General features: G+C 68.8%; 8 protein-coding genes and 2 tRNA genes. 4 read left to right on the top strand and 6 right to left on the bottom strand.

Annotated features, from left to right (window positions below):
• Positions 1-100 precede the first annotated feature (100 nt).
• Entirely contained in the window at positions 101-352 is a 252-nt protein-coding gene (locus tag AC5JJ2_RS11290; RefSeq protein ID WP_495858086.1) for a (2Fe-2S)-binding protein, read from the bottom strand.
• A gap of 159 nt (positions 353-511) precedes the next feature.
• On the opposite strand from AC5JJ2_RS11290, the gene AC5JJ2_RS11285 reads away from it, so the two are divergent.
• Positions 512-2,437 (top strand): potassium channel family protein, encoded by a 1,926-nt coding sequence (locus tag AC5JJ2_RS11285; RefSeq protein ID WP_495858085.1) that lies wholly within the window; start codon positions 512-514, stop codon positions 2,435-2,437.
• A 68-nt stretch (positions 2,438-2,505) separates the two neighbouring features.
• Here the strand turns inward: AC5JJ2_RS11285 and AC5JJ2_RS11280 are convergent.
• The 5 genes from AC5JJ2_RS11280 to AC5JJ2_RS11260 form a co-directional block, all read right to left on the bottom strand.
• Positions 2,506-2,576, bottom strand: a tRNA-Cys gene (locus tag AC5JJ2_RS11280).
• Between the two features lie 100 nt (positions 2,577-2,676).
• Positions 2,677-2,747: transfer RNA gene (locus AC5JJ2_RS11275), tRNA-Arg, on the bottom strand.
• Positions 2,748-2,793: 46 nt separating this feature from the next.
• Entirely contained in the window at positions 2,794-4,578 is a 1,785-nt protein-coding gene (locus tag AC5JJ2_RS11270; protein ID WP_495858084.1) for a serine/threonine-protein kinase, read from the bottom strand.
• A gap of 197 nt (positions 4,579-4,775) precedes the next feature.
• On the bottom strand, positions 4,776-8,060 hold the full coding sequence (carB, locus tag AC5JJ2_RS11265) for a carbamoyl-phosphate synthase large subunit (RefSeq protein ID WP_495858083.1): 3,285 nt from the start codon (positions 8,058-8,060) through the stop codon (positions 4,776-4,778).
• 104 nt (positions 8,061-8,164) lie between these two features.
• Positions 8,165-10,582 (bottom strand): serine/threonine-protein kinase, encoded by a 2,418-nt coding sequence (locus tag AC5JJ2_RS11260; RefSeq protein WP_495858082.1) that lies wholly within the window; start codon positions 10,580-10,582, stop codon positions 8,165-8,167.
• Between the two features lie 144 nt (positions 10,583-10,726).
• On the opposite strand from AC5JJ2_RS11260, the gene AC5JJ2_RS11255 reads away from it, so the two are divergent.
• The 3 genes from AC5JJ2_RS11255 to rimI all read left to right on the top strand — a co-directional run bounded on the left by AC5JJ2_RS11255 (position 10,727) and on the right by rimI (position 14,016).
• Entirely contained in the window at positions 10,727-11,056 is a 330-nt protein-coding gene (locus AC5JJ2_RS11255; protein ID WP_495858081.1) for a nucleotide pyrophosphohydrolase, read from the top strand.
• 63 nt (positions 11,057-11,119) lie between these two features.
• Positions 11,120-13,240, top strand: a complete 2,121-nt coding sequence (locus tag AC5JJ2_RS11250) for a COG1361 family protein (protein ID WP_495858080.1) — start codon at positions 11,120-11,122, stop codon at positions 13,238-13,240.
• Positions 13,241-13,482: 242 nt separating this feature from the next.
• Positions 13,483-14,016 carry a ribosomal protein S18-alanine N-acetyltransferase gene (rimI, locus tag AC5JJ2_RS11245; RefSeq protein WP_495858079.1) on the top strand — a complete coding sequence of 178 codons (534 nt, stop codon included), beginning with the start codon at positions 13,483-13,485 and terminating at the stop codon, positions 14,014-14,016.
• The last annotated feature ends 356 nt before the right edge of the window (positions 14,017-14,372 follow it).

The following is a 14,372-nucleotide window of genomic DNA, read 5'->3' as shown; positions in this document are numbered from 1 at the left end:
GGGGGCGGGTCCAAACCCATCACTCCATGCAAATCCCCGGTTTTGTAACTCTTCTTGGTTTTTCTCCGCGCCCTCTGCGCCCTCCGCGGTGAAATCGGTTTTATTCTTCGGCCGGCCGCTCGCCCGTCTCGCGGTACGCGGCCCGCTGCTTGGCGTACTCCTCGGCCGAGTGGCTCAGTTCCTGTTGCTCGAACAGCTTCTTCAGGAACGGCACGCACCACCCGCACCCGGTCCCCGCGCCGCCGCACTGCGAGAGCTGGCTCGCCACCACCGGCTGCTGCGTCCGCAGGTACGCGAGCAGCTTCCGCTTGGTGACGCGGAAGCACAGGCACACGTCGTCGTCCAAATCCATCGCCGACCGCCCCGAACTACTTGGTGGGAACACCTACACACATAGTAGTAGGCACACTCCGTGTGCCGTCTGCTGTCGGTCGCAGCGGCTCGGACGAACTCGCCGACCCGCCGAGGAAACGGCACACGGAGTGTGCCTACTACTATGAGGGGGCAACCTGTGGATCAGCCGGTGCTCTTGTGCGGGTTGGGCCGGGTCGGGTTCCGCATCCTCGAACACCTGAAGGCGGCCGGGATCGCCGTCGTGGTCGTGTCGCAGAACGAGCCGGACGACCCGCGGCTGGCCGGCGTGCCGTACTTCAAGGGCGACTGCCGCCGGCCGGAGTTGCTCGAACAGGCCGGGGTGAAGACCGCCCGCGGCGTCATCATCGTCACCAGCGACGACCTCGTGAACGTCTCGACCGCCCTGCTCGTCCGGCAGATCGCGCCGGACGTGCGGGTCGTCGTGCGGATGTTCAACCAGAACCTCATCCCGCGGCTCGGGGCAGCCGTCAAGAACACCGTCGCCCTGTCCGTGTCCGCCCTCACCGCCCCGCTCATCGCGCTGACGGCCCTCACCGGCGACACGCTCGGCGTGTTCAAGCTCGACGACAAGCCGCAACAGGTGGCGGAGATCGCCGTCGCGGAAAGTTCCCCCCTCCTCGGCGTCCGGCTGGCGGACGTGGCCCGGAAGAACAAGTTGCTCATCCTGTCCCACGCCGCGAACGGCGGCGAGACGAAGTTGTGGGAGGCGACGACCGGTAACATCGCACTGTCAGTGGGCGACCGCTTCGTCGCGTGCGGCCGGCCGGAAGACCTCGCCCCGCTCTTGACGGGCGCGGCCGACGACTTCCTCGGCGGCGTCCTCTGGGCCGGGTGGCTGCGGCGGCAGTTCCGCACCGTCGGCCGCACCCTCGCGGCCATCGACCTGCCGGTGAAGCTCGCCAGCGTCGGCCTGTTCCTCGTGCTGTTCGTCAGCACGCTCACGTTCCGGTACGGGCTGAAGACCGACTGGGCCGACGGGCTGTTCCAGACGGTGAGCATCGTCGCGACCGGCGGCGACCTGCACGCCGAGGGGCGGCCGCCGTGGGCGAAGGTGTTCATCAGCGTGCTGAAGATCGCCGGGGCGGCGCTGCTCGCGATCTTCACGGCCATCTTCACGCAGTACTTCATCCGCGCGAAGCTCGGCGGCGCGCTGGAGGCCCGCCGCATCCCGGACGGCGGGCACGTCGTCGTCTGCGGCCTCGGGAACGTCGGGTTCCGGTGCGTCGAGGAGCTGGTCCGGCTCGGCCACCCGGTCGTCGCCATCGAGACGGTGAACGACAACCCGTTCGCGGAAACCGTCCGCCGCCTCGGGGCGGCCGTCATCATCGGCGACGCGACGGTGAACGCCGTGCTGAAGCAGGCCCGCGTCGCGACCGCGCGGTCGGTCATCGCGGCGACGGAGTCGGAGCTGAAGAACCTCGAAATCGGCCTGCTCGTGCGGGAAGTCAACGCGACGCAGCGGGTCGTGGTGCGGCTGACGGAGCCGAACTTCGCGGCCGCCGTCCGCGAGTCGGCGAACATCAAGCACGCCGTCTCCGTGCCGGCGCTCGCGGCCCCGGCGTTCGCCGCGGCGCTGTTCGGCGACCGCGTGCAAACGCTCGTCACCGTCGGCACGAAGACGCTCGCCATCGTCGAGCTGGTGGTGCAGCCGAACGACCCGTGCCTGCACGAGCAGTCGCTGCTGGCGACGATGATCGACTACCGGTTCCTGCCGCTCGGCATTTCCGGGAAGCCGCCGTTCGCGCAGGAGGGGCTGCCGAAGGCGCTGCGCCTGAAGGCCGGGGACCGGCTCACGATCGTCGCGGAACTACCGGCGCTGGAGCGGTTGGTCCGCCGCGAGCCGGCCGTCGCCGACCGCAGCGTGACGGTGGACGCCTTCCCGCTGTCGGCGAAAGACGGGCTGATTTCTATCGCGCGGACGAACCGGAGTTGTTCGCAGGAGGAGGCGCTCGCCGTGATGGCGGAGACACCGTTCGTGCTGTCGGAGAAGCTGACCCGCGGCGAGGCAGAGGAACTGGTCGCGCTCGTGGCGCGGGAGAAAGTGGACGCCCGCGTTATATAGCCGTCGGCTTGCCGGCGGGGTTTTGCGATGCTCAAAACCCCGCCGGCAAGCCGGCGGCTATATCGAAGAGACGCCGGTGGGAGTCGAACCCACTACGACCGGGTTGCAGCCGGTTGCCCGACCGTCAGGCTCCAGCGTCATCGGTTTTGTAGGGCGGGTCAAGGCTTTGCGCCGACCCGCCGGGAGCTACCGTCGCCGACGGCGGGTCGGCGCAAAGCCTTGACCCGCCCTACAAAACATGTCCTCGCCAGGAGTCGAACCTGGCCTACGACCTTCGCAGGGTCGCGTGCCTCCGCCACACCCCGAGGACGGGTCGATGGAATGAGGGGGAACGGCGGCGGCAGGTTCGGGGGCGGTCAGGATTTGGTCTGCGGGTTGAGGGGCACACCGCTCAGGTCGGTCCCGGTCGTGTCCCCCTTGGGGTGGCGGTCCCACCACTCGGCCGCGAGTTGGCTCGTCCACCCGGCGGCGCACTCGCACCGCGCCAGGGCCGCGTCGAGGTCGGCCGCCTTCGCGAACCGCTGCTCGAGGGACTTCGCCAGGCAGCGGTCCACCACGGCCGCGAGGTCGCCGGGCACGAACGGGTTGATCCGGGCCACCGGCGTCGGCTCCTCGTTCACCACCGCCAGCAGCGTCTTCACCGGGTTCTCCCGGTGGAACGCCTCCCGGCCGGTGAGCAGGAAGTACAGGACGCTGCCGAGGCTGTACAGGTCGCTCCGCTCGTCCAGCGCCAGCCCCTGCGCCTGCTCCGGCGACATGTACTCCGGCGTGCCGACGATCAACCCGTCGCGGGTGATCTTCTCCTCCGCGTCGGCCTCGGCCGTCAGCGACTGCACGAGGCCGAAGTCCACGAGCTTGACCTGGTCGTGCGGGCTGCCGTCCGGCAGGACGACGATGTTCGACGGCTTGATGTCCCGGTGGACGAGGCCCATGTGGTGCGCCTCGCGGAGCGCCCCGCACACCTGCCGCATGAGGTGGACGACGCGGTCCGCGGACATCGGCCCGTGCCGGTTCACGAGTTCCTCCAGGCTCAGCCCGGACAGGTACTCCATGACGTAGTAGAACGTGCCGTCGTCCGCCCGGCCGTGGTCGAAGATGACGACCGTGTTCGGGTGGCGGAGCTGGGCCGTGATCTGCACCTCCCGCTCGAACCGCTTCACCTGCTCGGCGTTGTTCAGGTACTTCGCGTGAATCCGCTTGACCGCGCACGGCCGCTTGAGGAGGGCGTGCTCGGCCAGGTAGACCTCGCCCATGCCGCCCTGCCCGAGTTTCCGCCGCAGCCGGTACTGGCCGAGTTCGCGGGCCGCCTGCTTCGCGACCTGGATTTCCTCCCGCAGCGCGGCCGTCTTCGCCGTGCCGAAGATCGCCAGGCCCGCGCCGGTCGGGAGCAGCGTCAGGGCCACGGCGATGACGACCCACATGTTCCGGGCCGTCGGCTCGTGCAGGGCCATCGCCGTCCCGTCGATGAGGAGCGGGACGAGGACCATCGCCGAGATGACGCCGACGCCGCGGGAGAGGGTGTTCGGCACGAGGACGCCGTGGAAGACGATCAGCGCGAACCAGTTGAAGTGGACGATGAGCGCGGCCGCGAGGATGGAGTACTGCTCCTGGCGGAACGCGGCCGACCCGTCCACCGTCGGGTTCGCCCGGAGGACTTCGGCCGTCAAGAGCGAGAACGACCAGTAGGCGAAGAACATGCCCATCGCGCCGAACACGGCGATTTCCACGACCCGCAGCCCGACCTCCGGCAGGCGGCGGATGCGGCCCATCGCGACGGCGACGGAGATGAGCAGCAGGAACACGGCCCCGGACAAGAACACGCCGGTCCACCCGACGACGGGGCGGCCGAACAGCTCGATGAACCCGGTGAGCGTGGAGACGAAGAAGAAGAAGAACGGGAACGCGGCGACGAGGCAGCAGAGCCGCAGCCGCTGGTGGAAGAGGGCCTGCGTCTCGGGGTCGAGCTTGTCGGCCTGGGGGGTCGCGTCCGCCGGCGGGTCGAGGTTGAACCGGACGCCGGCCGGGAGGATGGCGGAGTCGGAGAGTTCGTAGTGCGTCTCTTCGGGCGGGTACTCGGCCGGCCCGGTCCGCGTCATCCGGGTGGTCGGCGGCGGCGGCGGCTTGAGCGGGGTGAAGGCCATGGGAATCCAGTTCGAGGACCGACCAATCGCCCCCACGATTCTAGCAAAACCCGCCGGGCGGGGGTTCCGGATTCCGACCGCCCGACTTCCGAAGTCCGGCTTCGACTTCGGAAGTCGATCCCGCGCCGAAGCGTTCGCGCGAATGAGATACGCCCCGTCTTTCCTCGACTTCCGAAGTCGAAGCCGGACTTCGGAAGTCAGGTCTTCGGGAACCAGTCCTGCAGCGCCGTGACGGTCAGTTCCTGTTCCCGCAGGGCCTTCATCGCGTCGGCCGCCATCGCCGCCCCGGACAGCGTCGTGATGCACGTCACCCGGTTGGCGACGGCCGCCGCCCGAATCTTGCTCTCGTCCGTCCGGCTGCCGCGGCCGCTCGGCGTGTTGATGACCAGCTGCACCTCGCCGTTCTTCATGTAGTCGAGCAGGTTCGGCCGGCCCTCCTGAATCTTCGGCACTTCCGTCACCGGGATGCCGTGTTCCTGGAAGACGGCCGCGGTGCCGCGGGTGGCGAGGATGCGGAACCCCATCTCGGCGCACCGCTTCGCGATCGGGATGGACGCGAGCTTGTCCTGCCCGGCGAGGCTGATGAAGATCGTCCCCTTCGTCGGCAGGGCGGCGGACGCGGCGAGCTGCGCCTTCGCGAACGCCATCGCGTAGTTCGCGTCGATCCCCATGACCTCGCCGGTGGACTTCATCTCCGGGCCGAGGATGATGTCCACGCCGGGGAACTTGTTGAACGGGAAGACCGACTCCTTGACCGAGTAGTGCGGCGGCACGACCTCGCCGGCGACTCCCAACTCGTCGAGCGTTTGCCCGGCCATGACGAGGGCCGCGAGCCGAGCGAGTTGCACGCCGATGGCCTTCGACACGAACGGGACGGTGCGGCTCGCCCGCGGGTTGGCTTCGAGGACGTACACCGTCGGCGTCGCGCCGTCGGCCAGCCCGGTGACGGCGAACTGGATGTTCATCAGGCCCTTCACCTTCAGGGCCGTGGCCAGCTTCACAGCCTGCTGCTTGATCTCGTCGATGACGACCCGCGGCAGGCTGTACGGCGGCAGCACGCACGCCGAGTCGCCGCTGTGGATGCCGGCCTCCTCGATGTGCTGCATCACCCCGCCGATGATCGTCCGCGTGCCGTCGCTCAGGCAATCGACATCGACCTCCGTGGCGTTCTCCAGGAACTTGTCGATGAGAATCGGCTTACCCGGCGACACGTCGATGGCGCGGCTCATGTAGCCCTCGAGCGCCTCGTCCGAGTAGACGATCTGCATCGCCCGGCCGCCGAGGACGAAGCTCGGCCGCACGAGCACCGGGTAGCCGATCCGCCGGGCGTTCGTGAGCGCCTGTTGCAGATCAACGGCCGTGCCGTTGGCCGGTTGTTGCAGGTCGAGTTCGTCGATCAGCTTCGCGAACCGCTTGCGGTCCTCGGCCACGTCGATGCTGTCCACGCTCGTGCCGATGATCGGGACGCCGGCGGCCTCCAGCGGCTTCGCCAGGTTCAGCGGCGTCTGCCCGCCGAACTGCACGATGACACCCTTCGGCTTCATCCGGTCGTAGATGTTCAGCACGTCCTCGACCGTCAGCGGCTCGAAGAACAAGTGGTCCGACGTGTCGTAGTCGGTGCTGACGGTCTCCGGGTTCGAGTTCACCATGATGACCTCGTACCCGGCCGCGCGGAGGGCGAACGCGGCCTGGACGCAGCAGTAGTCGAACTCGATCCCCTGCCCGATCCGGTTCGGCCCGCCGCCGAGGACCATGATTCGGTCCTTGCCGGTCGGGGGAAGGACCTCATCCTCGGGCACGGCCCCGGTCGCGGTTTTCACCGGCGACTCGTAGGTGCTGTAGTAGTACGGCGTGTACGCCTCGAACTCGGCGGCGCAGGTGTCCACGGACTTGAACACGGCGACGACGCCCATCGCCTTCCGCCTCGCGCGGATTTCGGCGTCGGTCCCGCCCCAGAGGTTCGAGAGCTGCCGGTCGGTGAAGCCCCACTGCTTCGCCTTCAGCATTAGTTCCGGCGTCACCTTCTCTAGCGGACCGCCGGCCTTCAACTCGTCCTCGAACGCCGTCAGGTCGTAGATGTTCTGCAGGAACCAGCGGTCGATCTTCGTTCGTGCGAACACGTCGTCGATGCTCATCCCGGCCTTGAACGCGTACCGCAGGTACCAGGCCCGGTCCGCGTTCGGCGTCGTCAGCTTCGCGTTGATCTCCGCCTCGTCGGGCGGGTTGTCGCCGCCCCAGCGATCCCGGAGGTCGCAGCCGAGGCCGAACCGCCCGACTTCCAGGCCGCGGAGCGCCTTCTGGAAGCTCTCCTTGAAGGTGCGGCCGATGGCCATCGTCTCGCCGACCGACTTCATCTGCGTCGTCAGCGTCGGGTCGGCTTCGGGGAACTTCTCGAACGTGAACCGCGGGATTTTCGTCACAACGTAGTCGATGGTCGGCTCGAAGCTGGCCGGCGTGGTCCGGGTGATGTCGTTTTTCAGCTCGTCGAGCGTGTAGCCGATCGCGAGCTTCGCCGCGATCTTCGCGATCGGGAACCCGGTCGCCTTGGACGCGAGGGCGCTACTGCGGCTGACGCGGGGGTTCATCTCGATGACGATCATCCGCCCGGTGCGGGGGTCGGTGGCGAACTGGATGTTCGACCCGCCGGTCTCGACGCCGATCTCGCGGATGATGTCCTTCGCGGCGTCCCGCATCCGCTGGTATTCCTTGTCCGAGAGCGTCTGCGCCGGGGCGACGGTGATGCTGTCCCCGGTGTGGACGCCCATCGGGTCGAGGTTCTCGATGCTGCAGATGATGACGACGTTGTCCGCCTTGTCCCGCATCACCTCCAGCTCGTACTCCTTCCACCCGATCACGCTCTCCTCGATCAGCACCTCGGTCGTCGGCGACAGTTCGAGGCCGCGGGAGACGATGGTGTTGAACTCTTCGCGGTTGTACGCGATGCCGCCGCCGGTCCCGCCCATGGTGAAGCTCGGCCGGATGACGCACGGCAGCCCGACGGCGGCGCGGGCGTCCTCGGCCTCGGCCATCGTGTGGACGACGACGCTCTTCGGCACGTCCTGGCCGATCTTGAGCATCGCGTCCTTGAACTTCTGCCGGTCCTCCGCCTTGTCGATCACGTCCGCCTTCGCGCCGATCATCTCGACGCCGTGCTTGCGGAGGACGCCTTCCTTCCACAGCGACATCGCCGTGTTGAGCGCCGTCTGCCCGCCGAGCGTCGGCAGCAGCGCGTCCGGCCTTTCCTTCTCGATGATCTTCTCGACGACCTGCCAGGTGATGGGTTCGATGTACGTGCGGTCGGCCGTCTCCGGGTCGGTCATGATCGTGGCCGGGTTGGAGTTCACCAACACGACCTCGTAGCCCTCCTCGCGGAGGGCTTTACAGGCTTGCGTGCCGGAGTAATCGAACTCGCAGGCTTGACCGATGATGATGGGACCGGAACCGATGAGCAGAATCTTCTTCAGGTCGGTGCGCTTGGGCATGGTTTCCAGGAGCGTCGTGGGTTCGGCGAAAGCGTCGGCCTCGCGGCGCAAACTCCCCCTAGTTTAGGGAGTCGGTTTCAATCTCCAAGTGGCCGATCCGCCCGCTACCTGCCGAGGTCCTTCGGCCGCGCGACGGTCCAGATGACGGACGTGCCTTCGACCTTGAATTTCGACGACTTGGCGACCGCCTCGATCAACTGCCCGACCGCCCTGCCCTCCTCCGGCTTTAGTGCGTCGATTTGCTTCTTCACCTCCGGCAGCGCGAGGGACAGCAGCGCGACCAACCCCTGGAACGCCTCCTGGACCTTCTCGGCGTCCTCGGCCGACCGGGCGCGGAACGTCCCCTGGAGCACGGGGTCCGACGGGAGGTCGATCCACAGGTGTGCGGCGTCGAGCAGTTTTACCGCGTCCCAGATCGGCTTGAACGGGCTGTTCGCGTCCAGGTCCGGGTTCGCGGGGTGCTCGCGAACCCAGGCCACCAGCGGCTTGACGGCCACGACAACGACGGCCGTGCGGTTGAGGTTCGCCCGGCCGAGTTCCGCCGCCAAGTCGCCGGACCCGCCGTCGTCCTCGAGCGCCGTGCGGATGGCCGACTCGGCCCCGAACAAGAACCGGCGGCCGTCCAACTGCGTCCCGAAGGTCGTGTCGTCGAAAACCTTCCCCGTGCCCCGCCAGCCGGCCCGGCCGGCCACGGTCACGTCGGTCGTGGTCTCGTTGGTAAAAAGCAACTCCCGCGGCTCGGTCGTCACCGGGTTGGCGGTCGTCACCGCCAGGAAGCCGGTCGGCTGCTTTGAACTGGCCGCGGTCGGTAGGACCACGAACGAGATCCGCTCGAACCGCTCCGCGTCGGTGGCGCGGAACCCCCGCGTGTCGCTAAACAGCTTCGCGATCGGGATGCCCACGTCGGACAGGCCCTTCTTCAACGCCGGCACGTCAAACGACCCGGCCAGGAACGCCCCCTTCGGGGCGTACCGGGTCAGGAACGTCTTCGGCGTCAACAGGGCCGGCTCGGTCGCGGACGAGCCGCCGGACTTGAACGGGTTGGTCACCTTCGTCGGCTCCGCCGCGACGTTCGCCGCGTTCGCGACCGTCGTTCCCTTCGCCGGCTCGTTCGGCGTCAGCTTCGTCGGCTCCTGGGGCGGCATCTTCACCGGCTCCGTCGGCGGCTTGGCCGTATTCGCCGGCGAAGTGTTCTTGTCCGGGGCCGCGTTGATCGGCTGTACCGGCGGGGCCGGGTCGCCCATCGGCTTGGTCAGGTCCACCTTGCCGGCGTTCGCGTCCGATTTCTGATCGGTCCCAATGGGCGGCGCGGGTGGGTCCTTCTTCCCCGGATCGGGTGGCGGCGATGGCGGCCCCTCCGCGACCGGGCCTTTGCCGACCTGCGACCGCACGGCGAAGAATCCACCCACGGCGGCGGCCACGCCCAGGAACAGCACGACCAGTAACACCCCGCGGCGGGAGCTTGTCTTCTGAATCTGTGGCGCGACGGGACCGCGGCGGCCGCCCGGCTCGGTCGCGTCCGGCACGGGCGTGCTCGGGGCCGGTTCCAGCGGGATCGGCGTCGCCACGGCCAGCGACTTCGTTTGCACCAGCGGCGAGCCGCTGCCCCAAGCGGCGGCCGGCCCGCCCTGCGACACGTACGGGTACGACGCCGCGGCCGCCCCCTCCTGGGCGAACGGTTGCAGCGCGTGCGCGACGGCGGCCGGGGTCGCGAACCGCTCGGCCGGGTTCTTCCGCAGCATCTTCGCCATCACCGCCGCGAGCGCCGGCGGCACGTCCGGCCGGAGCGTCTCGATGGGGGCGTCCGGCTCTTCCGTGATGAGCTTGATGATGATGTCGTTGTAATTCTTCCCCAGGATCGGCGGGCGGCCGGACAGCAGGAAGTAGAGCGTCGCGCCGAGGCTGTAGATGTCCGCCCGGATGTCCGCGGCGGTCGCGTCGCGGGCCTGCTCCGGGGCCATGAACAGCGGCGTCCCGAGGCTCGCCCCGGTCGCCGTCAGGTGGCTGTCCGGCAGGTTCTCGCGGTTCACCTTCGCCAGCCCGAAGTCTACGACCTTCACCGTCGTCTCGTTCGCGCAGATCACGTTGCTCGGCTTGATGTCGCGGTGGACGAAGTTCCGCTCGTGGGCGTGCTGCAACCCGGCCGCGACCTGCGCGGCGTAAGCACAGGCTTGCGGCACGGGCAGCGGGCCGACCCGCTTCACCAGGTCCGCGAGGTTCTCCCCCGGCACGTACTCCATCGCCATCACGATGGTGCGGCCGAGTTCCTGGGCCGAGTACGCCACCACGATGTTCGGGTGCGACAGCTGCGCGGCCGCCTGAATCTCGCGGAGGAACCGCTTCCGCAGGTTCGGGTCGTTGACGAACGCCTCGTTGACGACCTTCAGCACCTCCAGCCGGCCCATCAGCCGATTCTTGGCGACGTACACGACGCCCATGCCGCCCTTGTTGAGTTCGCGCACGTCGGTGTAGGCGGCGAGGGCCGCGAGGTCGGGCGGGACGGAGGCCGGCGGATCGCTCATGGGGAACCCTGCGGGGAAGCCGAAACGCATCCTGAATTATCCGCCCGCCGCCGGGGGAAGCCAACGAGAATCGCCCGCCGACCTTCGGTTGACATCCCGGCGGGAGCGGTTATAACCCGCCCTCCGCTCGGAAAAGGGGCCGCGATGGCCGACGACACGACGCCGGTGCAGGCGCTCAAGGACGGCATCCGGGCGTTCGCCGCGGTCCGGGGGTGGGACCCGTACCACACGCCGAAGAACCTCGTCATGGCCCTGGCCAGCGAGGTCGGCGAACTGTGCGACCTGTTCCGCTGGCTCACGGCCGAGGAGTCGGTGGCGGCGGCGGGCGACCCGGTGAAGCGGGAAGCCATCGCCGACGAGTTGGCCGACATCGCCAACATCGTGTTCCTGCTGAGCGAGCACACGGGGATCGATCTCAGCGACGCGGTGGCGGCGAAGATGCAGAAGAACGAGATCAAGTACCCGCCGCCGTGAGGCGGCGCGGCCCGCGGGGGCGGGCCGATCGCTCATTCGACGAATCGGGGCAAGGGGGCTATCGTGCGCATCCGTGGAAGTTGGATCGCCGTGCCGGCGTTCGCGATGGCCGGGGCCGTTGGGCACACGACCATCACGAGCTGGCTCGCCGCGCAGGAGCCGCCCGCGACTTACGGGTACTACCCGCCGAAGGTGTCGCCGTCGCAGCCCGGCCTCGTCCCGGCCGGCGGCGTCCCGCAGACCCGAAACACGCCCCCGCAACCGAACAGGACTTACGGCCAGCCGACGAAGTGGAACCCGTCGCCGTCCGGCAAGCTGACGACGCCGGCGGTGTCCGGGGCGAGCCTCGACCCCGTGCCGATCCGCCAGGTCGGGGCGACGGAACCGCTCACGCTGCCGCCGCCGAAGATTACATCCGAGCCGCTGACGATGCCGCGGGTCGCGGCGGAACCGTTGGGCGCGCCGCCGTCGCTGACGAAGCCGCTGCCGACGCCCGTGCCGCTGACACCGCCGAAGCTGACGGTCGAGAGCAACCTGCCGGACCCGCTGCCGCTGCGAACCGCCCCGCCGCCGACCACCGGCGTCCCGCTGCCGGCCGTGCCGAAGCTGATCGCGGAGTCCGAGAGGAGCGGCCCGCCGGCGCTGAAGCCGCCCGCGCCGCCGACCCTCACGACCAGCGCAATGCCGGTGATTCCAAGCGTGCCACCGGCGGTCGTCGAGCCGCCGGTCGGGCCGAAGGTTTCGACCTCGAACTTCCCGTTCGCCAACCTCGCGACGAAGAGCGCGCCGACGGTCGTGCTGGAAGTGATCGCGCCCGACTCGGTGAGCGTGAACCAGCCGCTGACGTATGAACTCGTGGTGCGGAACACCGGGGCCGCGGCCGTGGCGAACGTGCGGGTCGAGGACGAGCCGCCGGCCGGCGCGAAGTTCGTGACGAGCGAGCCGGCCGCGGAGCAGGTCAACGGCCGCCTCGTGTGGCAGCTCGGGGCGCTGGACGCGGCCGCCGAGAAGCGGATCAAGGTGACGGTCAAGCCGAGCGACGAGGGCGAGGTCCGCAGCCGGGCCGTCGTCAGCTTCTCGGCCGCGACGGAGGCCCGCGTGAAGGTCACGCGGCCGAAGATCAACGTCGCCGTCACCGCCGTCGAGACGGTCCGCGTCGGCGACGAGGTGGCGTTCACCATCCGCGTGTCGAACACCGGCACGGGCGCGGCCAACAAGATGCAGCTCCAGGCCAACCTGACGGACGGCCTGAACCACGCCCAGGGCGGCGTCATCGAGACGGAGCTGGCGAACCTGCCGGCCGGCGAGTCGCGGACGATCACGCTCCGCACGCTCGCCACGAAGGCCGGCGCGCAAGCCTGCTCGCTCGTCGTCGCGGCCGACGGCAACCCGTCCGAAACGTCGAAGTTAGCCGTCGCCGTCATCGAGCCGTTGCTCGCCGCGAAGGTCGCCGGCCCGGCGAAGTGCCTCGTCCGGTCCGAGCCGGAGTTCAAGATCGAGTTCTCGAACCCCGGCTCCGCGCCGACCGATGCGGTGCAGGCGCTGGCCGCGATCCCCGACGGGTTCGAGTTCGTCTCGGCCACTGACGGCGGGGCGGTCACGCCCGGCACGCGGACGGTTTCCTGGAAGCTCAACGGCCTGGCCGTCGGCGGCAAGAAGGAAGTCGGCCTGAAGGTCCGGGCGACCGGCATCGCGGACGGCACGCTGAAGGTCCAGGCCCAGGTCGCGGCCGACACGACGACCGAGGGCGGGATCACGCCCGCCGCGGCCCGCGTCACCCGCCCGCTGGAGGCGAAGGCCGAGGCCCCGATCAAGGCCGAGGGCGTGCCCGCCCTGCGGTTCGAGGTGCTCGACGTGGAGGACCCGGTCGAGGTCGGCAAGGAAGCGATTTACGAGATCAAGGTCGTGAACCAGGGGACGGCCCCGTGTACCAACGTGCAGATCGCGGCGGCGCTCGCGGACGGCACGGCGGCGACCGGCGCGACCGGCCCGACGCAGGCCCGCGGCCAGGGGCAGACGGTGACGTTCGACGCGGTCGCGTCGCTCGACATGAAGCAAGAGGTCGTGTTCAAGGTGAAGGTGAAGGGCGGCGTGGCCGGCGACCAGCGGTTCCGCGTGCAGGTGACGTGCGACCAGATTCGCACCGTCGCGAAGGAAGAGAGCACGCGGTTCGTGAAGGACTGACCAAAGTAGTAGGCACACTCCGTGTGCCGTCTGCTGTCGGTCGCAACGACTTCGGAGAACTCCCCGCGGCACAAAGGAAACGGCACACGGAGTGTGCCTACTACTTTGTCGCGGGCGAGAAACAACGAACCATCCCCCGGCGGTTTGGGGAAGCCGGCGGGGGGAATGCCAGGGATGGACAGGGGGTTGGAACAGACCGGCCGGCGGCGTCACACCCGGCGGCCAGGGGGAGGTGTCTGTTTATGGGCGCAGGACGCACGATCGTTAAGGAAGCCGGGAAGCTTCACATCCGTTGGATGATCCGCCGGGACATGGCCGAGGTGCTCAAGGCCGAGGTCGCCAGTTTCGAGTACGCGTGGACGGAGGACGACTTCCTCCGCTGCCTCCGCCAGCGGAACTGCATCGGCATGGTCGCCGAGATGAACGACCGGATCATCGGGTTCATGATCTACGAGTTGCACAAGAACAAGCTCCACGTCCTGAACTTCGCCGTCGCGCCGGGCCACCGGCGGGCCGGCATCGGCCGGATGATGGTCAAGAAGCTCATCGGCAAGCTCTCGACCCACCGGCGGTCGAAGATCACACTCGCCGTGCGGGAGCGGAACCTCGTCGCGCAGATCTTCTTCCGCACGCAGGACTTCAAGGCCGTCCGTGTGCTCCGCGACTATTACGAGGACAGTGGCGAGGACGCGTTCCTGATGGAGTTTCACGTCGAGGAGGACGGCGACGATTACGCCGTGCCCGTGAACCGCATTGCCCAGTTTGAAGAGAACTGACGGCCCGCGAACGGCCGAAACTATTCAGGGCGTCGCCGCGAACCGGCGACGCCTTGCTTCGTTTCCGCGCCGGAGTGGGACATGACCGTCACCGCGATGCACCGCCGCCTGGTCCTATCCGCCCTCGCCCTGGTTGTCGCCGCCTGTCATACGGCCCGCGCGGAGCCGCCCGAACTGCTCCCGCCGCCGCTGCCCGTCCCGGCCGACCCGAAGCCGATCGAGAACCCGCGGCCCGCGCAACCCGCACCGCCGGCGGACGCGGCAAAGTCTCCCGCCGCCCCGCCGCCCGATTTCCGCTTGCAGCCGTCGGACCCGCGGAATAATGTCAAATCGACGGAACCGTTGCCGCCGCCGGG

The sequence above is a fragment of the Limnoglobus sp. genome (assembly GCF_059499385.1).
This window is presented reverse-complemented; position numbering and strand designations above follow the sequence as displayed.